17 protein-coding genes and 1 pseudogene are annotated in these 22,107 nt (G+C 62.0%); 8 read left to right on the top strand and 10 right to left on the bottom strand.

Annotated features, from left to right (window positions below; all coding sequences use genetic code 11):
- Positions 1 to 2: 2 nt before the first annotated feature.
- The 3 genes from BC360_RS17350 to BC360_RS17340 form a co-directional block, all read right to left on the bottom strand.
- Positions 3 to 2,414 carry an arylsulfatase gene (locus BC360_RS17350; protein ID WP_065796197.1) on the bottom strand — a complete coding sequence of 804 codons (2,412 nt, stop codon included), beginning with the start codon at positions 2,412 to 2,414 and terminating at the stop codon, positions 3 to 5.
- 227 nt (positions 2,415 to 2,641) lie between these two features.
- Positions 2,642 to 3,619, bottom strand: a complete 978-nt coding sequence (locus tag BC360_RS17345; protein WP_083222611.1) for a transporter — start codon at positions 3,617 to 3,619, stop codon at positions 2,642 to 2,644.
- A gap of 38 nt (positions 3,620 to 3,657) precedes the next feature.
- Positions 3,658 to 4,434: a hypothetical protein gene (locus tag BC360_RS17340; protein WP_065796193.1), complete on the bottom strand. Its 777-nt coding sequence runs from the start codon at positions 4,432 to 4,434 to the stop codon at positions 3,658 to 3,660.
- A gap of 283 nt (positions 4,435 to 4,717) precedes the next feature.
- Between BC360_RS17340 and BC360_RS17330 the strand changes: the two genes are divergently transcribed.
- The 6 genes and pseudogenes from BC360_RS17330 to BC360_RS30895 form a co-directional block, all read left to right on the top strand.
- The gene (locus tag BC360_RS17330) at positions 4,718 to 5,485 is read left to right on the top strand and encodes a Crp/Fnr family transcriptional regulator (protein WP_083222610.1); all 768 of its coding nucleotides are present in this window, start codon (positions 4,718 to 4,720) and stop codon (positions 5,483 to 5,485) included.
- 2 nt (positions 5,486 to 5,487) lie between these two features.
- Complete coding sequence (locus BC360_RS17325; protein WP_065796187.1) at positions 5,488 to 6,846, top strand: MFS transporter; 1,359 nt, start codon at positions 5,488 to 5,490, stop codon at positions 6,844 to 6,846.
- Between the two features lie 297 nt (positions 6,847 to 7,143).
- Positions 7,144 to 8,475, top strand: coding sequence for a DUF3300 domain-containing protein (locus tag BC360_RS17320; protein ID WP_065796299.1), 1,332 nt, complete (start codon positions 7,144 to 7,146; stop codon positions 8,473 to 8,475).
- A gap of 20 nt (positions 8,476 to 8,495) precedes the next feature.
- Positions 8,496 to 9,458 (top strand): DUF2950 family protein, encoded by a 963-nt coding sequence (locus BC360_RS17315; protein ID WP_065796185.1) that lies wholly within the window; start codon positions 8,496 to 8,498, stop codon positions 9,456 to 9,458.
- Between the two features lie 5 nt (positions 9,459 to 9,463).
- Positions 9,464 to 10,696, top strand: a complete 1,233-nt coding sequence (locus BC360_RS17310; RefSeq protein WP_244512762.1) for a hypothetical protein — start codon at positions 9,464 to 9,466, stop codon at positions 10,694 to 10,696.
- Positions 10,697 to 10,776: 80 nt separating this feature from the next.
- Positions 10,777 to 10,982 (top strand): annotated as a pseudogene (locus tag BC360_RS30895) (SUMF1/EgtB/PvdO family nonheme iron enzyme); the annotation flags it as partial.
- Positions 10,983 to 11,002: 20 nt separating this feature from the next.
- On the opposite strand, the gene BC360_RS17305 reads toward BC360_RS30895, so the two are convergent.
- Positions 11,003 to 12,253 carry an alpha/beta hydrolase gene (locus tag BC360_RS17305; RefSeq protein ID WP_065796181.1) on the bottom strand — a complete coding sequence of 417 codons (1,251 nt, stop codon included), beginning with the start codon at positions 12,251 to 12,253 and terminating at the stop codon, positions 11,003 to 11,005.
- Between the two features lie 690 nt (positions 12,254 to 12,943).
- On the opposite strand from BC360_RS17305, the gene BC360_RS17300 reads away from it, so the two are divergent.
- On the top strand, positions 12,944 to 14,797 hold the full coding sequence (locus BC360_RS17300) for an autotransporter outer membrane beta-barrel domain-containing protein (protein ID WP_244512761.1): 1,854 nt from the start codon (positions 12,944 to 12,946) through the stop codon (positions 14,795 to 14,797).
- Positions 14,798 to 15,175: 378 nt separating this feature from the next.
- Positions 15,176 to 15,505 (top strand): integrase arm-type DNA-binding domain-containing protein, encoded by a 330-nt coding sequence (locus tag BC360_RS17290; RefSeq protein WP_083222609.1) that lies wholly within the window; start codon positions 15,176 to 15,178, stop codon positions 15,503 to 15,505.
- A gap of 341 nt (positions 15,506 to 15,846) precedes the next feature.
- Here BC360_RS17290 and BC360_RS30890 read toward each other — a convergent pair whose 3' ends face one another.
- The 6 genes from BC360_RS30890 to BC360_RS17255 form a co-directional block, all read right to left on the bottom strand.
- Positions 15,847 to 16,044: a helix-turn-helix transcriptional regulator gene (locus BC360_RS30890; RefSeq protein WP_083222613.1), complete on the bottom strand. Its 198-nt coding sequence runs from the start codon at positions 16,042 to 16,044 to the stop codon at positions 15,847 to 15,849.
- 521 nt (positions 16,045 to 16,565) lie between these two features.
- On the bottom strand, positions 16,566 to 17,582 hold the full coding sequence (locus BC360_RS17275; protein ID WP_065796173.1) for an ABC transporter ATP-binding protein: 1,017 nt from the start codon (positions 17,580 to 17,582) through the stop codon (positions 16,566 to 16,568).
- Entirely contained in the window at positions 17,579 to 18,574 is a 996-nt protein-coding gene (locus tag BC360_RS17270; protein WP_065796171.1) for an ABC transporter ATP-binding protein, read from the bottom strand. Before BC360_RS17270 ends, BC360_RS17275 begins: the two co-directional genes overlap by 4 nt.
- Complete coding sequence (locus BC360_RS17265) at positions 18,567 to 19,475, bottom strand: ABC transporter permease (protein WP_065796169.1); 909 nt, start codon at positions 19,473 to 19,475, stop codon at positions 18,567 to 18,569. Before BC360_RS17265 ends, BC360_RS17270 begins: the two co-directional genes overlap by 8 nt.
- Complete coding sequence (locus BC360_RS17260) at positions 19,466 to 20,401, bottom strand: ABC transporter permease (protein ID WP_065796167.1); 936 nt, start codon at positions 20,399 to 20,401, stop codon at positions 19,466 to 19,468. The genes BC360_RS17265 and BC360_RS17260 overlap by 10 nt, the downstream gene beginning before the upstream one ends.
- Before the next feature lie 9 nt (positions 20,402 to 20,410).
- Entirely contained in the window at positions 20,411 to 21,988 is a 1,578-nt protein-coding gene (locus tag BC360_RS17255) for a nickel ABC transporter substrate-binding protein (protein WP_065796165.1), read from the bottom strand.
- Positions 21,989 to 22,107 lie beyond the last annotated feature (119 nt).

Here is a 22,107-nt window from a genome sequence, read left to right as displayed (position 1 = left end):
GACTAATTGCTCAGTTCGACCTTGACCTCTCCGATCTTGCCGTCGAACTCGAACGGGCGCTTGTCGAAATAGGCTTGAGAGACCGGCGAACCGAGGTCGGCGCCGACGTCGAAGGATTCGGTCGCGGTGAAGGCCGCCGCCACTGTCCGAGCCACTGTCGTCCTGGCCGCCTCCTTGCCGTCGACCGTGATCACCACCTCAGCGGGACCGGCCGGTTTCGGGATCGAGGTGACGATCTCGATCTGGTGCTTGCCGGCCGGGATCTTCTCCGTCCGGGCCTGATAGTTCTCGATGATCATCATGTTGTATTCGTAGACGAGACGGCCGTCCTCCATGTAGACGGATAGACCGCCGGCCGCGCCGCCAACCGCGTAAAGCACGCCATTGGCGTTTTCGCCGAACTCCGCATCGATCTTGACGCTGTTGCTCTCACGCCCGACACCGGGAGCCGCGAACTCCGGCATGCGGCGCGTTGTCTGGCTGAAGGTCCACTTGTCGTACTCCGACTTGATGCGATCTTCCGGATGCAGGCGCAGCCAGTTGCCCGCGCCGATCGGGAAGTCCTTGTTCTCTTCGGCGACCCCGAGGAAGCGCTTCTTCATTTCCTCGAGCTTCTGCGGGTTCTGCGTAGCCAGGTCCGTTGCCTGCGAGAAATCGGTCCGCAGATCGTAGAGTTGCCACTGGTCCTTGGCCGAATCCCAGTTGGCCACGCGCTTCGCCGATCCGGGCGTATCCCAGGGGATGAATGGCCCGGCAGTACCCGCGAACCAACCGTCGAGATAAAGACCACGGCTACCGTTGTTGTCGAAGAACTGTTCCTTCTTCTGCGGTTGCGCGTCGGCATCGCCGAAGGTGTAGGCCAAGCTCGTGCCGTCGATAGGCATCTGCTCGTAGCCGTTGACCGCTGTCGGCGGCTTGATCTTCAGAATGTCATAGATCGTCGGCGCGATGTCGACGACGTGATGGAATTGCTCGCGGACCTTGCCGTCATGCTTGATGCGGCCGGGCCAGGAGACGACCATCGGGTTGCGGGTACCGCCGAAATAGGACGCCATCAGCTTGGTACCCTTGAACGGCGTGCCGCCGGCCCAGGCCCAGCCGGCGTGATACATGTTGTCGGTCCTGCCGGTGCCGAGCGCCGAAAGGCCACCTATCTTTTCAAGGGCGGCGATCTGTTGGTCGACGGTGTTTGCGATATTGTTCTGCGCCAGCAGCTCGCTGATCGAGCCCTGCTGGCCTTCGGAGCTCGAACCGTTGTCGCCGAAGATGTAGAAGATCAGCGTGTTGTCCTTGAGACCACGTTGCTCCATGCCGTCGATGAGCCTGCCGACCTGCGTGTCGGTATGCTCGACGAAACCGGCGAAGAGTTCCATCAGCCGTTCCTGGAAGGGGCGCTGGGCTTCGGGAATGCTGTCCCAGGACGCCATGGTGGGGTCGCGCTCGGTGAGCTTCGTGTCGGCTGGAATGATACCCTTTTCGAGTTGGCGCTTGTAGGTGCGTTCGCGATAGGCGTCCCAGCCGCCGGCGAACTTGCCCTTGTATTTGTCGGCCCATTCCGGAAAGATGTGATGCGGCCCGTGGACGCCGCCCGGCGCCCAATACATCATGAACGGTTTATCCGGATCGAAGGCCCGGCTGTCGTCCAGCCATTTCAGCGCCTTGTCGACCATGTCCTCGGTCAGATGATATTTCGGATCATCGTGCGGCGGCTCGACCGCGTCGTAGTTCTCGGTCAGGCGCGGCTCCCACTGCGAGGTCTCGCCGCCGAGAAAGCCGTAGAAATGTTCAAAGCCATAGGCGTTCGGCCAGCGGTCCTTCGGACCGATGGCGGTCGTTTCGGTCGCCGGCGTATTGTGCCACTTGCCAAAGGCCGAGGTGTGGTAGCCGTAGTTCTTCAACACTTCGGCAACTGTGGCCGCCGTCTTCGGGATGACGCCGGTGTAGCCGTCGAAAGCGACGGCGCGTTCGGCGATTGTGCCCGAGCCGACGCGGGTGTGGTTGCGGCCGGTCAGCAGCGAGGCGCGCGTCGGCGAGCAGATCGACGTGGTATTGAACCCGGTAAAGCTGATGCCTTCACCGGCAAGTCGCGTCAGCGTTGGGGTGCGGACCTCACCGCCGAAGGCCTCGGAGATGCCGAAACCGACGTCATCCAAGAGGACGATCAGGATGTTCGGCGCATTTTCCGGCAGCCGCTGCGGCGCGGTCGGCCATTCCATCGTGGAGTCCTGCAGGCGCGGCTTGGCCGCCCCTTTCATCGGTTCTGCCGGAAACGGCAGCACCGATCCGTCAGTCGGCACAGATTGGCCGTAGGCCGGCAGCGCAAGAGCCGCGAGCGACAGGGCAAGGGAGAGAGTGACTGGCCGAAGCGGATGTTTCAGCAACTGTAGTCGCCCTGATTTCAACGAACGTGGCATCGCTTTCCTCCTTGGGAAATTCGGTTCGAAACCTTCACACCTTGCCCCCGACACGCGGGTCGGGGACACCACATCATTTCGGCACCCGCCCTGGCTGTGCTCAACCGCTCGCAAGCATCCGGCTGCGGGCAGCGATCGACCATCGGGAGGCAACTCCACCATGGCAAAATCGCAGCTGACGGCCGTCTCTCCACGAGACGCGTTTCACTCGCTTGGCGTGCCTCCGGCTAGAAAGAGAAGTTAACCGAAAGGCTCACGACATCGCTCTCAAACCGGCGTTTGGCGGCAAATTCGTGCGTGTATTTCATCTTGAAGTTCACCGGCGTTTCGTCAAATTTCGTGCTGTAGGTCAGGATGGGTCCGATGCCGAAAACACGGGCCTTCAAACTGTCCGCGCCAACCGTCGCCTTGAAGGAATCGGCACCCGCGCCGCTGTCCTCGCCGATTTGTTGGGACATGTAGCCGGCAACGCCGAATGCAAAGCCGCTCGGCAGATGCTGGAGCACCGCCCCTTCGAGATTGAGGATCGGTGCCGTCCGCCAATCGGTTGCGCTGTTCTCGAATGGAAATTCAAGGCTCATGGCGCCTGAGAATTCAAGGCCGTCGCTGGGGTCGAGATAGGTAGCGCTGACAACCGGCATGATCGTCAGCCGGTTCTTGCCGAAATTCAGGAAATCGTCGATCTCCGGCGGCGGTCCCAAATCGACGGTCGCGGAGTTGTACTTGCCCCAGGGAAGGAAGAAGGAAACACCGGCGCTGTAGTGGAAGTTTCCGGCGTGCCAGCCGATCACCGAGGTCAGGATGGGATCGCTGAAGCCGATGTTTTCGTCCTCCACCGCGCCGGAAAACCGCCCGACGGCGCCGGAGGCGTCGACGGCCCCGGAGCCGGCTGGGACCGAAAGCACAAAACCAGGCGTTCCACCGAAGATTTCGACGTCAAAGAAATGGGCGATATCGAGCCGATAAAGGTAAATGTCGACTTCCGGGTTGGCGACCGCAACACCACCGAGACTGAGCGTCGGCGCGTCGCCATGCCAATAGAAGAAGTTGTTCGTGACGATGGTACTGCCCGGCTTGCCAACAGCCCCGGCAAACGTATCCCGACTACCGAGCAGGTAGGCGCTTGTTCCCCCTTCGAGCGCATTCGCCGAACCGGCGGACACGGCTAGCACGGCGGCAGCACTTAAATACATTCTGCGTTGCATCAATTGCCTCACTCCATCCTGTCGAAACCGCGGTCGAATCACTTCGATGCGAACAGGAATTTCACAGTCGCGCGTATCGTATCGCTGGGCGCCACCTGGCTATCGGCGAAGTTATGTTCGTATTGCAGGCTGAACTGAACCGGCAGGTCTCCAAATTTCTGTAATTTGGAGACCTGAATGCCGAGCGGAAGGCTGGAAAAACGGCCGTCCTCCCAGTCGTAGGCGATCTGCATCTCGGAAAAGCCGACCGACCAGCCGCCGCCGAGCTTGTGGCTCAGGATCGGCTGGAACGTACTGACGTTGACATCGGCCTGGCCCAGCGCCTGATCGCCGCCGATATGGAACAGGTTCTGATTGAAGAGGCCAACCAGCAGATCATCGGAGACGGGCGCGGTGAAGCCGAGCGCGGGACCGAGCGCCCACTGGTCGGCGCCTCGATGGTCACCACCTGTCGGCAGCAGCGCGACTGCGCCGACGCCCCAGCGTCCCCAATTTTCATTGAAGACCATCAGGTCGAAGATCGTGATGTCGCCAAGGCCGGGTTCCAAAGCCGGATGATCGGTGATGATCGGCGCGGTGATTCTGAAAATGTTGTCGATTCCGCCAAGCTCGAAGGGGATCGCGGCGCGCAGCGCGATGGCGTTGTCGCTGTCGTCAAGGTGGTGATAGGTCGGCGTGTACCAGTCGGCCAATTGCAGCGACATGATCGACGCCGTCGGGTCGTTCGCCGCCTGATCGAGCGACTGTGCGCCTGACGCATCCTGCGCAAGGGCCGCCTCAACTGGCGATAACAAAGTCGCAATCGCAGCCAGCATCAGCCCAAATCGGCGCGGCCGCTTGCGGCCGCGCCCAGCCGAGTCGCGAACCAGAAGTATTGTGGGTGTTCTCGCAGCCATGCCGTCCCCTCTCGCATTGCCTCATCTCTCGCGAGGATAGCGTCAATTTCGGAAGACAACTGCCCAAAGTTGTGCAATTCATCTGGAATTCCAATGGCAGATTGAGCACCGATGGCCGCCGCCGGGACTGGATCGCCCAATTCTGCTTTCATCTGCCGTTGAAAGTCGATGCAACTGTCCAGGTTTCGGGAGGTTTTGCTTGATGAATATCCAAAGTCGCACAAACGGCACCGTGTCTGGAAAGCACCTGATGGCGAACGGCTCAGAGAACCAATTCCTGCGGGGGACCGACTGGCTGAACAGCACGCCGACATCGTTCCAGGATGCGGTGCTGGCAAGGGGATATTTGGCGTCGTTCGCGCCGGGCAAGGTCGTCTATGACATCGGCGATCCGCCTGGCAGCATGATGGGCGTTGTTTCCGGTCACGTTGCGGTGTCGACGGTGACGCGCGACGGCCTGCCAAGGCTATCGCACATCCTGCGGCCCGGTGACTGGTTTGGAGCGGCGGCGGTCCTCACGCGCGAGCCCCGGCGGATACGTGTGTTGGCACAGGTTCCCCTGCAGATGTTTGTGCTGCCGCTGCGCGAAGTCGATGCGATCATCAACGATCCCTCAATGAGAAGCGACGCATGGCGTCACTTCGCGCGGCTCATCGTCAGTAACCAGGATGTCGCTGTCGGCGCTGCACGGGACCTGCTCATCCGGAACTCCGATGTCCGATGCTTTGCCGTCCTGTTGCGGCTGGGCGGATATCGGCGCGGCAAGGGCCTTGTCGAGAGCGAGCCCGAACTCGACCTTGCACAGGAGGAACTGGCGCATCTCGCCAACCTGTCCCGAAACGCCGTCGGGACCATCCTTCGTGAGCTTGAACGAACGCATGTCATCGAAATCGCCTACAAGCGTCTCAAACTTCTGAAGCCCGCTGTGCTCGTCCGGCAGGTGAATGAATATGAGCAGGATCACCATTGAGCATGAAGGATCCGCATCAAGCCCCCGATGCATGGCGCGTGCTGGCTCTGCTGTTTTTTGCTAACCTTCTGAACATCTTCGACCGTGCCATCCCCGCCATTGTCGCGGAGCCCATACGCCATGAATGGAACCTGACCGACTTCGAGTTTGGAAGCCTCATTGCAACCTTTACGGTGGTCTTCGCAGCCGTCGCAGTGCCACTGGGACGCCTGGCCGACGTCAGATCGCGAAAGATGATCATCGGCTGCGGTTTGATCGTCTGGAGTGTCTGCACCGCACTTGGCGCTGCCTCCTGGAATTTTGCGTCCTTTGTGGCGACCCGCATCGGCGTTGCCATCGGTGAAGCAAGCTGCGTACCGGCCGCGAGTTCCCTGATCGGCGACCTCTTTCCTGCCAACAGGCGCTCCCGAGCGATCGGAACCTTTGCCCTCGGCGTGCCCGTCGGGCTCCTGCTCGCCTACTCCGTCGTTGGGGCGATCGCCAGCACCTTCGGCTCCTGGCGTTCGCCCTTTGTCATCGCCCTGGCCCCAGGGCTCCTGTTGGCAGCCCTGATCTTCAATATCCGCGAACCGGAGCGCGGGGCCGCAGAAACGGTCCGGATCACCCCGGCCGCTGCAACCGGAAATTCGATCCGCGAGATCACCGGAATAACGACGCTGCGATGGATCGTCCTGGCCGGCATCACCAGCAACTTCGCGGCCTACGGGACGAACACGTTCCTGGTGCCGCTGCTGCAACGCTATTTTGCCTTGCCGCTGGCGACGGCTGGTATTTCGGCGGGGGTGATCGTGGGGCTCACCGGGCTTGTGGGCCTCACCCTCGGCGGCGGGATCGCCGATCGCCTGCATGAACGCACAGAGCGCGGCCGGCTGCTGATGGGCAGCGTGTGCCTTGCCTTCGCTGCGTGTGCGACGTGGTGTGGCCTGCTGCTCGGCCCCGAACAACCCGAACTGTTCGTGTTGGTGTTCGGCCTGGGATGGCTTGCCCAATACGCGCTCCCGGTCTGCGCACTTCCGGCCATGCACGATGTCGTTGCGCCGCGCGATCGAGCCACCGCGATGGCCATATACGTCGCCGCATCATCGCTCATGGGTGGCGCTGGCGGGCCGGTGCTGATGGGCCTGCTTTCCGACAGTTATGCCCTGCGCGCAATGGCGGAAGCGGGCGGCATCGAGGTGACCGAACAGTTCAGGGCAATCGGCCTGCATCGCGCCATGATACTGGTCCCGGTTTCGCTGCTCGCGACGGCGGCCGCTCTTTGGCTTGCGGCGCGAAGCTTTCCTGCCGACGCGCGGCGAGGATCGCAGCAAGCATTGCGTGCGTCTGCAATGAAGGCGAGCGATCCGCCAACTGACTTTTGAGCCTGCCGCACGTGCCAACACGATGCCGTGCGACGCGAAATATCGCCTTTCTTCATGTCATTGAAGAATGAATGCAACCGCAAGATAGATTGCCCACTCTTGTGCAATCTATCTTCTGCGATCCTGCTACATTGAACCCGGCTGACCTTTGAGCAAGGCAAATCGCTGAGCCTGATCTTACGTCACGCTTATGTGTCCAACGCCGATGGCGAGAGTGGAGAGGCTATGTCTGTCAGTCTTTATTCCCAGCGTGTGCAACCAGCCGTATCGAATACCCTTGCATTGACCGGCAAACTGATGCTGGCGACAGCCATTGCCTTTGCGCCAGGCTTGTCGTCCCCATTTGGCACGACCGCGTTTGCGCAGGAGCAGGCCGCTGGCGCATCCGGCACGGCGGAAGCGCCGCCCCAGCCGCTCAGCGAAGAAGAGCTCGAGATTCTGGTCGCCCGCATCGCGCTTTACCCGGACGAGCTCGTCGCACTCGTCACCTCGGCCTCTCTCTATCCGCTGCAGATCGTCGAAGCGGCACGCTTCCTCGAACAGCAGAAGGCGAACAAGGATCTGAAGCCCAAGGACAGTTGGGATGGCAGCATCATCTCGCTTTTGAACTATCCCGAGATCGTCAAGATGATGAGCGATGATCTCGACTGGACGCAGTCGCTCGGCGACGCACTCGCCTATCAGCAGAAGGACGTGCTCGTCGCGATCCAGCAGCTTCGCGACAAGGCCGTTGCCGACGGCGTCATCAAATCCGACGACAAGATCACGGTGACCCAGGACAACGACAACGTCGTCATCCAGGCGGCCAATCCGGAAAAGATCTATGTGCCGCAGTATGAACCGGAAATGCTCTATGTTCCGGGCTACGTGCCCGCGCCGATCGCTTACTATCCCGACCCCTATCCGAACTACTATTACCCGACTGCGACCTTTTTCGCCGGCTTCGTTACCGGTGCCGTTTTCGGCGCCGTCGTCGACTGGGATGACTGGGGTGTTTGGGGCGGTCGCTGGAATGGCGACGATATCGATATCGATTGCAACCGCTGCTTCAATGATGTCGACATCAACGGCAAGGTGAACTTTAACGACGTCGATTGGAAGAATGTCGACCGCAACAAGATCAGCTTCGACAAGAACCAGTTCGCCAAGATCGACCGCACCTCGATCAGGAACGATTTCAAGTCCGTGAAAGACAACAACATCGCCAACCGGGCGAAAACGGTGCGCACCGATCACATCGGCTCGGTCAGGAACCAGGCCAACAGGATCTCGGTCGATGACGTGCGCAAAAGCAAGGTCGAGGCGCGCCAGCAGATCGATGCCGGTCGGAACAAAGCCGCCGCCGGCAACAGAAAACCCGCCGACGCGGTGAAATCCAGGCCTGCCGTCGGCAACAAGGTCAGCAATGTCAGGCCGAGTGCCAAGATCGATCGCCAGATCAGCAGGCCGAAGCCCGGCGGCAAGATCGAGCGACCCGGCGGAAACAAGCCGTCGGCGCTGGGGCGGGTGCAAAGCGGCAAGGCGACGCAGGTTCATTCGAACCGGGGCGCCCAGGCGCTCGGCGGCGGTCACCGCGGCGGCGGCAAGCCGCACCGCGAGATCAAGCGCGGCGGCGGTCGCCACAGATGAGCCGGATGGAGAGAACGAACATGGCCAAGAACATTCGTAACGTGCTTCTGACTTCGCTCGCCGGCTCCGTTCTTTGCGGTGCATCGCTTGCGGTCGCCTGGGCGCAGGACGCCGCCACGTCGGCGGAGAGCCCGCTCGCAGAGTATGCTGCCCCCGTCGATCCGCCGGTGTTCGACACTGCAGAACAGGCAATCGAGGCGTTCAAGACCACCGTCACAGCGGGAGACTTCGACAAGCTTGCGGGCCTGCTCGGCCTCGACGTCGCAAAGGCAAAGGCCAGCGACGGCGTGATGGAGACCTTCGCCGACATTCAGGCTGGCGTGAAGGAGAAGATCGTCGTCGAGGACGTGGAGAGCCGCAAGATCCTGGAAATCGGCAACGTGCTGTGGCCGCTGCCCTTCCCGATCGCCAAGGGCGACGACGGCAAATGGGCCTTCGACACCTATACAGGCCTTGAAGAGATCGCCAATCGCCGCGTTGGCGAAAATGAACTTCAGGCGATCGCGACCGTCGGCGCCTATGCCGATGCCCAACAGGAATATGCGCTGCAGGACCACGACGGCGACGGCGTGCTGGAATATGCCCAGAAGCTGATCAGCAGCGATGGCGCGATGGACGGCCTCTTTTGGCCCTCGAGCCCCGGCGGTCCGGAAAGCCCGGCCGGCGCCGCACTCGCGGACGGCGCCGCCGTCGCCAAGGCCAGGGCCGGAAAGGGCTATTTCGGCTATCATTACCGCGTGCTCACCAGCCAAGGCGAGAACATCGCCGGCGGCAAATACGACTACGTGATCAACGGCAACATGATTGCCGGCTTCGCACTCGTCGCGTGGCCGGTGAAGTACGGTGTCACGGGCGTTCACACCTTCGTCGTCAACCGCAACGGCATCGTCTATCAGGCTGATCTCGGCGATCAGACACAAAGCGTCGCCGAAGGCATCCGCCAGTTCAACCCGAACGACAACTGGCAAATCGTTGAGGATTGATGCTGATGAGTGTAGAGGCCCCCGCTGACGGAGCAACAGGCAACGACGCAGGCGCCACTGCGCTTGCAGCGCGGCAGGCGAAGATTGCCGAGTTTCTCGCGTCTCGCGGCGGGCCGTTTTACGAGCTTCAGTCCCGGCTGCGGCTGTTGCACGAAAATGCGCTGCAATCCGGCAAGCGGGCGATACTGTTTGTGGCGCTCGCCTGGGGTGTTCCCCTCCTGTTGGGATTGCCGCGGAGTTTTTCGCTCGACCACGGTCAGGGCGGTTACCTGACCGATCCAGGGGTCTGGGCAAAGTTCTTCATCGCGGTCGCCGCCTTCGTGCTCGCGGAGCAACAGGTTGAGCGCGGCCTGCGCATTAAGCTCGCGCAGCTCGTGCGTGCGCCACTGATCGCACCGACTTCGCTCCCCCGGGCCGCCGACGCGATCGCCTCGGCGTTGCGGCAACGGGACTCTCGAACGGCCGAGGTGGTTTGCCTGAGTCTGGCGCTTGCTGCCGCGCTGTTTTCGTACGGCAACCTCCACACCACACAAGCCTCTTCCTGGGCCGTCCTGCATGGGCCGGATGGTAACACGATCACGGCGGCGGGATGGTGGACGATCTGCGTCAGCCTGCCTCTCTTCGTGTTTCTGCTGCTGCGCGGCATCTGGCGGCATTTTGTCGGGGCGCAATTGTTGCGCAAGATCGCCAAATTGGAACTCCGCCTCGTCGCGGCGCATCCGGACGGAAAGGGCGGCCTCGGCTTTCTCGCGCAATATCCGAACGCCTACATGTTCTTCGTCTTCGGCATGAGTTCGGCAATCGCAGCGGCTGTCGCCAAGCATCTGCTGCAGGAGAGCCTCTCGATGACGACGTTCAGCATGATCATGGGCGGCTGGCTGGCGATCGTGCTTGCGCTGTTTGCCTATCCGCTATCGGCCTTTTCACAGCCGCTCGCACGCCTCAAGGAAACCGGCCTGCTGATGCTTGGCACCCAGGCCACGCGCTTTCATCGCGCGGCGGAGCGAAAGGTGCTGGGACGCAATGTGCTTACGGACGCAACCCCCGAGCCGGAAGAAGACATTGCCGACCCGACAAAACTGTTCGAAACGACACGCAAGCTCTCATCGATGCTGGTCAGCCGGACGGCAGTTGTGCCGGTGGCAGCCGCCGCTCTCATACCGTTTGCCGTCGCCGGTGCGACGAAGCTCCCCTTCAAGGAGGTCTTTTCGGTCCTGAAGAAACTCTTGCTGCTGTGATGATGTCTGCGCTCGCCCACTGCGTGGTTTGAACACGAGTGTGCTCCAGTGTCGACCACGAAACGACGGCTTCGAGCGACTCATCGGTACGAGCATTCCCACCGAATGCCTACGGGGTCTACGACATGAGCGGCAGCGTCTGTGAATGGACGTCGGACTTCTGGACGACGCGTCATCCCGACGCCGCCGCCAAGCCCTGCTGCATTCCTCGCAACCGGAAATCGATACGACGACGAGCCATATCGGCTTCCGGTGCATTCGGCGATCGGCCGGTACGTCGCCTTAGAACCGGAACATGCAAGGCGCTTAATTCGGGGCACCGTCCGCCTGGCTGCCGCTCGCCAGAGTTTCATCCAGCTTCGGCTTTTTCCTATGCAGCGTCGGCTGTTCGAGAATTTTCACCGGCGCGCTAATGGTGACCGCTGCGACCGTGCCAACATTCTTGGCCGCGCCGGCGACGACGGCTGTGATGCCATCGCCGAGCGAGACGTCCGAATCGGTCAGCGTCTGACCCTTCACGAGGCGCTGACCGATCAGTTGGACGATCTGCGGGCTCTCGGCGAATTTGCCATGATGCAGGCTGTCTTCCGTCTTGACCTTGGTGAGGTCGATCGCCGTGATGCCGGCGCGTTCGAGCTGCGTGCGATAGGGTTCCGCCGACGGGTCGACCGCTCCCAGGCGCGAGACATCGCCGGAGATAAGACTGGAGACAGCCAAGGCGCGGTCGTCCTGCGATACGAAAATCGTGAATTTCGGCCGCTTCTTGCCCATGTCCACCCATTGTTTGGCGAAGACGTCGAGGTCGATATCGGGCGAGGCGAGAATGACATTCTGGATCTTCGGCGCGATGCGCCCGTCGCGAATGCCCATTTGCCGCAGCGATTCCATCGTCAGCCACGTTCCCATCGAATGGGCGAGGATGGTCACGTCCTTCACATCCGGCGCATTCGCCAGGGTGCGCAAGGTGTTTTCGAGTGCGGTCCTCGAGTAGTTGGTGCTTTCCTTGTCGTAGTTGTAGGCGAGCACGCTGGCGCGGGACGGCCAGGTAAACAGGATCGGCGTCGTCTGCGCACCGGAATCATGCACGATCTGCGCCAGCCGGAAGACCGAGTCCTCATAGCGGTTGTTGAAGCCGTGCACGAACAGCAACACGTGGCCGTCGACCGTGTGCTGACGGAACCACCCATGGGCCGCCGCCGGCGAGGGCACTTCGCTCACACGCGTCACGGCGAAGTCGGTCTCCGGATTCGGCGGCAGCCGTCGCGGCCATTGCACGGTGCCGGGCTCACGGCGCTGTGGGATCGACACCGCCACGTCGGTCAGGTGCGGCGTCGCGCTGCGCTCGCCGGAAAACAGGGTCGCCGGATCGCCGGAAGGCTCGCGTGTCGTTGCCACCAGCATATCAACCTCGGACGTGGTGCCGGGTTTCGCCAGCGCCACTGGCGTCATGACGCCTTTCGGTTGTCCACCGCAGCCGGCCAGAACGAAGAGCAAGGCCAATGCTCCTCCCCGTCTTGCAACTCGGAAGGCTTCTTTGCGCGGCGTCCTGTTAAACATTCACATCTTTCCGGGAAACAAGATCGAAACACGGCGCCACTTGAGCGCGGTCATATGAAGGGTTGATGACGATGTATCTTGCATTGAGCAACGATCAATCCCCCCGTGGAGACCGAGCTATATTTCTCACCGGCATTTGCGTGGCAACATCTTTCTTCAACAAACCTCCGTTTTCTTTCGACGGGGGCCAGTTTCTCTTCCCCATCTCATGCTCAAGAACAATTTCCCCTACCTTTGCCCGGTTGACTGGGGCGAATGCCCCCTGCCACCATTGCGAGCAATGGTTGTTGTGGGGGCAATAGCATTGCACGCCGTCCCTATCATCGCCGGCGATGGGCTCGCTTCTGGATCTATGCCTGTTGCACGGATTGGCCGGCGCGTGCTGTGGAGCTGGGCGCGATCGGCGCCGATTTGTCAGCCCGGCGCAGGTGCGAGGACCTCAGTTGTAGCGCGTTTCGCCATCGGCTGGCCGCTACGGCGCGACGAAATATACTGCCTTGGCATGTGCGTCATCTGGAGGGTCGCAACCGTGAATTGCCCAACCGTGCGCAATTGGCCCTCCGCAAGACTGCTATTTTGTGTCGGCTGCCGACTCGACAAAGGATGGTAACTGTGGGGAATTCGACCATGTTTCTGTGTGCTCCGACGTCAAGGGCCTTGCTCGTTGGTTTGTGCCTCTTCGGCAGCGCCGTGCCTGCCGTTGCGGCGAACTGTGACGCCAATGGCGGCCTTGCCTACCTGGGCAACATCAAAAACGGGTCGAACTCCGTGTGGCTTTCCGGCACGTCTGCCGGGTCGTTCAGCCTGGAAGCCGCGCAAGGCAATCAGACCGTCGACACCTGGTCCAAGACCCGCCGTGGCCTTCACCTGTCACTCTCGCCCTTTGTCTCGAGCGGCAATGGCGGCACCCACAAGCTCTACAGCATGGGCGACAACAAGCCCTGTCTGCTCGACACACAGAACCAGGAACGCGATTTCAGGCTCCCTCCCCTGGCCGGCAACCCGGCTGTCGTTCTGCCGGGCCGCGTCGTTCCGCCGATCGGCAACCTGTTTCCCGATTTCGCACCGCCGATTGGAACATTGCCGGGCGGCGTGACCCCGCCCATCGGGACGTTGCCGGGCGGTGTAACGCCACCGATCGGCACACTGCCCGGCGGCGTGACCCCGCCCATCGGGACGTTGCCGGGTGGCGTAACGCCACCGATCGGCACGCTGCCGGGCGGCGTGACCCCGCCCATCGGGACGTTGCCGGGCGGTGTAACGCCACCGATCGGCACACTGCCAGGCGGCGTGACCCCGCCCATCGGGACGTTGCCGGGAGGCGTGACCCCGCCCATCGGCACACTGCCCGGCGGCGTGACCCCACCCATCGGGACGTTGCCGGGAGGCGTGACGCCACCGATCGGCACACTGCCAGGCGGCGTGACCCCACCCATCGGGACGCTGCCGGGAGGCGTAACGCCACCCATTGGCACGCTCCCTGGGCCCGGGGTGGTAATGCCACCACCAATCATCATTGTCAGGCCGGGGACGGAATTGAGTGCCGCGCACAGGGGCGCTCGGACGGCGGCTGGCCAACCGGTCTACTATTGTATCGATCCACGATCATCGGCGCCCGGCGATAGGCCGAAGGAACGCGACCTGCCGATCTGTTCACAGGAGATCCTGATCGCGTTCGAGCAACAACGTCAGGCGCTGGCAAACCAGGTACCATTGACCGAGGGCCGTCAGTTCGGCCAGCAAGCGCTCTGGAATTTCCGGATGGGAGGCCGCGCTCTTGGCATCTCGGACGAGCGGTATGGCCTCGACCTCGATACCAACCTCCAGAATGTGACGTTCTCGCTCGACCGCCGGTTCGGCGAAAATGTCGTCGCCGGCATTACATTCTCGTTGGAAACCAGCGACAGCGACGGTTTCGGCGGCGACCTGAAGGTCGATACCGACGGCTTCAGCGTTGGGCCCTATGTTGCCGTTCGGCTTTCACCGCAGTGGGCTGTGGATACGTCGCTGACCTACGGCCACTACAACAATGATATGGAATTGAGCGTCCTCGACGGCAGCTATGATACCGATCGGTACTCGGCTCAACTGAACCTGCACGGCCAATACAAGGTGGACGAATACTTCATCCGGCCGAAGGCGACGGTCTCCTTCTCCCACATCGTCAATGATGCCTATGATCTCAACGGGGATATTCTGAGCCTTCCGGTCAGCGTCGAACTGCCGGAGGAGAGCTTCAACTACGGCTATCTGGAAGCAACGACCGAGGTCAGCCGCATCATGGAAACGCCCGACGGCACGCCGTTCATGGCTTTCGCGGAGGTCGGCGCCAAGTACGAGTTCGAGAGACCGAATGACGGGCGGATACTCACTGGCGATCTGTCACTTGCCACGCCTTCGCCGTGGTCCTTCTCGCTGCGGTCCGGCGTCCGTATGCTGCTATCCGAGGCGCTGCAACTGGAGGCGAGTGCCGGCTACCTGAGTTTTGGCCAGAACGACCTCGACGTGTGGGACGGCAAGATCGAACTTTCTGTCAGCTTCTGACCTCGGGCGGCAACCGGGATAGGCGGCATGCGCCGGAACGGGGCCGGCGCGCACCTCGAAATCGGGGACGCTGTAGTCCGTGAGCGACGGCGTTTGGCAATCGCCGCATTGGCCTGAAGCGCCTTCGCCTCCGTGATGCAGGACTACCTCGCCCGACTCCCCACCCGGAAGCGGGACAGGTCTGCGGACGCGATGGTCCGCGACATCCAGCGGGAGTTCCTCAACTCCGAGAGGTGGTTGTCCATGACGGTTCCGAAGGTCACCGACCGAGGCGTGACCTCGATGGTCACGGCAATAAAGAGCAAGCGCGCGAGGCGACTGATTGCCCGCAAGTTCAAAGGGGATAAATGATGCAAAAGACGACACCTCAATGACACCATCGTCGCCAAGCTGCCTTTCGCGGCATCGGCGGAAGATCGCTACGAGATCAAAGATGCCTCCATCGAGAACCTTGTGATCCGCATCGGCTCCAGGAGCAAGACCTTCACCCTGCTGGCCCGCTTCGGCGCATCGCCGAACCCTTCGCGGCGTCCAATCGGCAAGTTTCCAACCGTCTCGACGGCGGAGGCGCGCGCGATAGCTGACCACTGGAACGAGCAGGTCCGCCTCGGCGTCGATCCGGCTATCGAGGAGGCCAGAAGGCGGGACGAGGAGGTTCTTCGCCGCAGAAGCACTTTTGCCTCCGTCATGGAGGATTACATAGCCTAGCTGCCGACCCGGGAACGGAACAGAACCACAGAAAGGGTGGTCGGCGACATCCGGCGGAACCTTCCCAACCCCAATCGTAACCCCTGGATGTTGAAGCCCATCTCGGATGTCACCGACGCCGATGTGAGCTTCTTGATAACAGCGATGAAAAGCAGGGGTGCAAAGAGGCAGGCACAGGAGTGCCTGAAGCGCCTGCGAACCTTCTTCGAATGGTCGATGCTTCCGCACCGACGCGATGTCATTGGGCTCAAGGGCAATCCTATTGCCACCCTTACGCCAACGCGGATGGTTCTTCCGAACACCACCCGGTCGAGGCATTTCGGCTTTCTTGAAATAAAAGCCTACACAACAGTGGCAGCGCGCACACCGTACCCGTACGGGCCGTTCGCCCGTGCGCTGATCCAGCTTGGGCAGCGGCAGGGAACGTTGCCCTCGCACTTCTCGATTCTGACGACGACCTGGCGGCTGACGCCGGCAAGCGCCGCCAGCTCCCCCTGGCTCAGTCCCAGCAGGGCGCGGCCGGCCCTGAGGGCGGTCATCATCTCGTGTGTGGTGTCCATGAATCCTTGGAAAGGATTGGCACACCGTTGTCAACAATTGCGAGCAAGGATTCATTTCTGGGGCGATTCGAAACGGACCTGGCTTCCGGACGACCGGTTGGGGGTAGCTCGACTTTGTGCAATCCATTCGATGCCAGACCATTACGTGTGGTTGAGCGCGCGCATTTTTCTACCGCAGGATTCATAAGACTCTCCTATGGTCCGTGGCATGTTAAGCGGGGCTGAGGTCACGCAACGACGCTCCAGGCCAATTTGAGCTGCTAAGCTCACAGTTTTACCCATCGCCTGTTCTTAAATCGGCTCTGAGTTAAGGAAACATATCGTAGAAAAGCGCGAGATCAGACCCTTTGAAAAAGAGCCCCGCTCGAAGGCGGGGCAGGTGCGCATCCCCAGCTTGAAGGATGCGAGGGAATCTGGGGCTTCTGCGAAGGCGTCCACCTGGGCGAGCGAAGCGCCGCCGAGAGGTTGCCTTGCCTATCCATGAGCCGGCGCTTCCAACACTAGGCAGCCGACACCTCCTGTTGAAGGAGCGCCGACCGCTTGCCGCGATGAAGGTCCGCTGCGAAGGTGCAGGCCGCCGTATGTCCCGGCGAAAGCACGTGGGCTGGCGGCAACGCCTTGGCGCAATCGTCGACCGCAAGTGGGCAGCGGGTTCGGAATCGGCAGCCGGAGGGCGGGTTGGTCGGGCTCGGCACCTCTCCGATCATCAACGGCCCTCGGCGGTTCTTTTCGATCCGTGGATCCACCTCGGGCGCCGAAGCCAAGAGCATCTGCGAATAGGGATGGCTCGGGCGGTCGTAAAGCTCCTGCGACGGACCATGCTCGACGAGCTTGCCGAGATACATGACGTAGACGCGCGATGCCGCCTGCCGCACCAGGGCAAGATCGTGGGCAATGAACAGGCACGCGACGCCGAGATCCTTCTGCAGCCGCAGGAAGAGGTTCATCACCTGCGCACGGATCGAAAGATCGAGCGCGCTCACCGGTTCATCGCAGATCAACACCCGCGGGTTCACGGCGAGCGATCGCGCAATCGCCACGCGCTGACGCTGACCGCCCGAAAGCTCGCGCGTGTGACGCTCCCTGACCACGGAGGCGAGGCCCACCTGATCCAGCAATTCCTTCGTGCGACGATCGCGCTCCTCGGGTGACCGGGTGCCGGCGATCACCAGCGCTTCGTCGAGCGCTTCGCCCACCGTCTGGCGGTCGTTGAGGGACGAATAGGGATCCTGGAAGACGTACTGCAGCGCCCGGCGGCTGTCGCGCAGGGCGGCTCCGGACAGAGTGGTGAGGTCGACACCGTCGAGCAGCACGCGGCCGCTCGTCGCCTTCTCGAGCCCGACGATGGTGCGGCCGAGGGTCGACTTGCCGCAGCCGGATTCGCCGACCAGGCCGACGATTTCGCCCGGATAGAGCTCGATCGAGACATCGTCGACGGCATGCACATACTTGCCCCGCTGAACGCTCTTGAAGCGCGTCTGGAGGTTTTCGACTTTGAGAACGGGTGCTTGTGTCATGCGGCAGCCTTTCCTTGATTGACGACGGGGCAAGCCACGAGAACGGCGCTGTCGTCCGACCGGACGAGCGGTGGGCGGCTGTTGCCGCATGCCGGGACGGCCAACTCGCAGCGCGGCGCAAGGGCACAGCCTTTGATCGGCGCACCAAGCGTCGGCGGGATGCCGGGAAGCCCCCGGAACTCCAAACCGATTGGGTCCTCTCGCCTCGGGATCGCGTTGATCAGACCCCTGGTGTAGGGGTGACGTGGACTGACCAGAACCTTGTCCACCGGGCCGCATTCTGCGGCACGCGCCGCATACATGACGACGATGTTGTCGGCAGCACCCGCGACCACGCCCATGTCGTGCGTGATCAGCACCATCGCCATGTTCAGCCGGCGTTGCACGTCCTTCAGCAGCCGCAGGATCTGCGCCTGAACCGTGACATCGAGCGCGGTCGTCGGCTCGTCGGCGATCAGGAGCTTCGGCTCGCCGGCAAGCGCAATGGCAATGACGATGCGTTGTCTCAGACCGCCGGAGAGCTCATGCGGGTATTGCCGAAGCCGTGCCGCGGGATCGGAGATGCCGACGAGTTTCACGAGTTCGAGCGCGCGCGCTTCCGCCGCTTTGGACGTCATGTTCAGATGCAGTTCGGCCATCTCGGCAATCTGCCGGCCGATCCGGCGCACCGGGTTGAGCGCGCTCATCGGGTCCTGGAAGATGAAGCCGACGGACTTGCCGCGCAGCTTCTGGATCTCGGCCTCGGGCAGGCCGATCAGCTCCCGCCCCTCGAGCTTGACGGAGCCGGACAGCATCGTCGTCACGCCGGTTGGCATCAGGCCGAGCGGCGCGAAGTTCATCACCGTCTTGCCACTGCCGCTTTCGCCGACGATGGCGAGACATTCGCCCTGTCGGACCGAATAGCTGACACCGTCGACGGGACGGACCGCCGATTTCGCGGTCAGCAAGTTGACCGTCAGGTTGCTGACATCAAGGAGCGGTTGGTCATGCATCGGATTTCTCCTTGCTCCAGCTTGCGACCTCGGCGCGACGCATCGCGAGCATGCGCCTTGTGAGCGGTTTCGGAATACGGTTGAGCGCGATCGACTCGCCAAGCGTGTTGAAGCCGATGACGGCCATGGTGAGAGCAAAGCCCGGCAGCAGAACCTGACGCGGGTCGGATTCGAGATAGGGCAGCGCATCCACCAGCATCTGCCCCCACTCCGGCGTCGGCGGCTGGATACCCAGGCCAAGGAAGCTCAAGGTCGCGACCGCGAGTGCGGCCGTGCCGGCATCCGCCGTCGCATAGACCATCACCGAACCGATGGTGCCCGGCAGAAGGTGGCCGAAGTAAATGCGCCAGGGGCTGGCGCCGAGCACCCGCAGAGCCTCGATATGCGGCTTGCTCATGATGCTGACGGCGACCGCCCGGCTGATGCGGCCGCTCATCGGCCACCAGGCAAGCGCCAGCGCCAGCACCATCGTCCAGTACCCGGGACCCACAATGCCGATAACCGCCAGCGAGATGATCAGGCTCGGCACGGACAGGCCGACATCGACGACGCGCATCAGGAGGTCGTCGACCCAACCCCGATGATAGCCGGCGATCGTCCCGAGCAGGATGCCGATGGTCATGGCGACGCCGAGAACCGAACCGACGCTGACAAGCGAAGTGTTCGCTGCGATGATCAAGCGACTGAAAGTGTCGCGCCCGAGGTGGTCGGTCCCGAGCCAGTGCGCAGCAGAAGGGCCGAGACCGGCATCGAGCAAGTTCTGGGTGCTCGGGTCCTGAGGCGCCAGCCAGGGCGCGAAGGTTCCGAGGGCAACGAAGAGGCCGATGGTGATCAGTGCCGCGCGCGGCATCTTGTTCAATCGGGCCAGGATGGGATTGAGCATGTTCATGATCAGCTCCATTGGCGACGGATGCGCGGATCGGTCAGCAGCACTGCCAGATCGACGATCAGGTTCACCACGATGAAGAACGTGAGGAAGATGAGCAGGCAGGCCTGCACCACCATGAAGTCGCGGAAGCGCACGCCGGCGAGGAAGTAGTCGCCCACACCCTGCCAGGCGAACAGCGGCTCGACGATGATGGCGGTCGCCGTCATCAGGCCGACCTGGGTGCCAAGCGCGTTGATGAAGATGGGCGTGATGTTGGGCAGCGCCTCGCGGAAGAGGATGGCGGTGCGGCCGAGGCCCTTGCTCTTTGCGGTCAGAACGAAGGGGCTGGTCATCGCTTCTTCGAGTCCCACCCGCACGACGCGACTGAGAACGGCCGCCGGGAGAACCGCGATGGTGAGCCATGGCAGGATCCAGCTCTTCGGGCCGTCGAAACCGAAGGACGGCAGGAGCTGGAAGGTGACGGAGAAGGCGTAGATCATCAGCGCACCGACGAAGAAGGTCGGGGTCGATGCACCGAGGAGCGCCAGACCGCGCGAAACGCGGTCCGGCAATTTGTAGGGCCAGAAGGCACCGAGGAACCCAAGCGCCAGACTGATGAGGGTGGCGATCACCGCCGAGCCCGCAATCAGGATTCCGGTCACGAGCATCCGGTTTGCGAGATCCGCACTGACGTCCTGACCAGTTCGGTAGGAGATGCCGAAATCTCCGCGAACGGCATCCCCCAGCCAATCCACGTAGCGCATCAGCAGTGGCTTGTTCAGTCCTATCTCTTCTTCAACTTGTTCAACATAACCGGGTGTGGCGACGGCTCCCCGCAGTTCGGCAATCAGGACGGCAACATTGCCGGGCGCCGACACGACGAGAGTGAAGCAAACCACGGACGCCATGAACAACAGGACCAGGGAATGCTTCAGCCGCTTGCTGATGAAGTGGATCAAGGTACCCTCCTATTCGTCCAGCAGAATGTTGTCGTAGGGCATGTCGTATTCGGTGATCGGGCTAGTAAAGCCGTGGAGCCGCTTGGAATGCGCCCAGATGCTCGGCACGTAGACGAGCGGCGCAATCGCGTCGTTGTCCCTGAGCCAGTCGTAAACCTTCTGGATGGTCGGCTGGATCTGATCCCCGGACGCGGCCGTCGCCGCATTGATCAACGGATCGAGGTTGACCGGATCCGTAACCAGCTTGCCTTCGACGTCATTCTTGAAAGTCGACAGGCAGAGCGCCACGATCGAGCCGAACGGATCGTATGGTGCGCCGTAGGTCAGGAAGAAGCCGAGATCGTATTTCTGCTCCAGCATATCGGTGTGCTTGGAGGCATGGTCGACCGAGCGGATCACCAGATCAATGCCGATCTCCTTCATCTCGGACTGGATGACTTCGGCAATCACGCGCGATCCCGGCACGGCGTCCGGGCTGACGACCAGTTCGAGCGTCAGCGGCTTGCCGTCCTTGGACCTTATGGGACTTCCGGTCCAGCCGGCCTTTTCGAGCAGCGCCGATGCGGCCGCAGTGTCGCGGACCGGTGCATCATATTGCGTCCCGGCATAGGGCAAGGCGCCTGAGAACATGTTGCCGGCAGGCTTGGCGTAGCCGTGGTAGAGCACCTTGGAGATCGCCGCGCGATCGATGCCGATGCTGATGGCCTTTCGCACCTGCGCATCCCTAAGTGCTTCGGCGCGGTCGGGGTTGAACGCCATCACCAGCGTGACGTTGCCCGGATCGACGACGACGTTGAAGCCGGCCCCCTCGAGTTGCTTGCCTTCTTCCGGCGTCAGCGGCGCAATCCAGAAGCCGCCGATGAGGTCGATTTCGCCGGCGCGCAGAGCCGCGACCCGCGAACGCGCATCGGGAATAACCTTGGCCTCAAGGCGTTCATAGGACGGCAACTGACCCCAGTAGCCCTCGTGATGTTCGAAGACACTCTGGGTGTCGTCGGCGCTGATCTGGCGCCACGGCCCCGTTCCGACCGGGTCCTTGAACTTGCCGTCGGCGCCCACGGATTTGGGCGACAGGAAGCGCGTCGGCCGCGTATAGGAAAGTTCCTGCATCAGCGCGAGGACCGGCTCCTTGAAATGCAGGGTGATGTTGTGGTCGTCGATCACCTCCAGCGACTGGAAGTGCTTGGAGCAATTCATCCAACTGAACTGGTCGAGGCCCATCCAGCGCTCGAGATTCCACTTGCACGAGGCAGCGTCGAACTTGGTGCCGTCCTGGAACGTCACGCCCTGGCGCAACGTCAGATGCAGGGTCTTGCCGCCGTCCTCGATCTTCCAGTCGGTCGCAAGGCACGGCTCGATCTGGCCGCCCTTGCCGTATTTCACGAGCGGCTCAAACATCAGATCCTGGATAGCCCAGATCGCATAATGGCTTTGCGGATCGAGGTTGCCGGCCGGTTTGGCGATAGCAACCCTAAGCGTGCCCGCGGCACCTTGCGCATAGACAATTTTCGACAAAGCGCCTTGCGCCACGGCCAAGCCGATAGCGCCGGCCGCCCCCTGCAGGAACGTACGTCTATTCACTGACATGAGTTTTCTCCTCCGTTTTGGCGCTCCTCGCGCCGTCGATACAAGTGGCCTCCACGCCGTTTTGTATAGACATATGGAATGTCTCATGCATACAATATTGCGTCAAGATCGTATTTTAG

It is taken from the genome of Ensifer sp. LC163 (assembly GCF_001695855.1).
Taxonomy (GTDB): Bacteria; Pseudomonadota; Alphaproteobacteria; order Rhizobiales; family Rhizobiaceae; genus Ensifer.
Note: the sequence above shows the minus strand (reverse complement) of the source record. Positions and strands in the feature narration are given on the sequence as shown.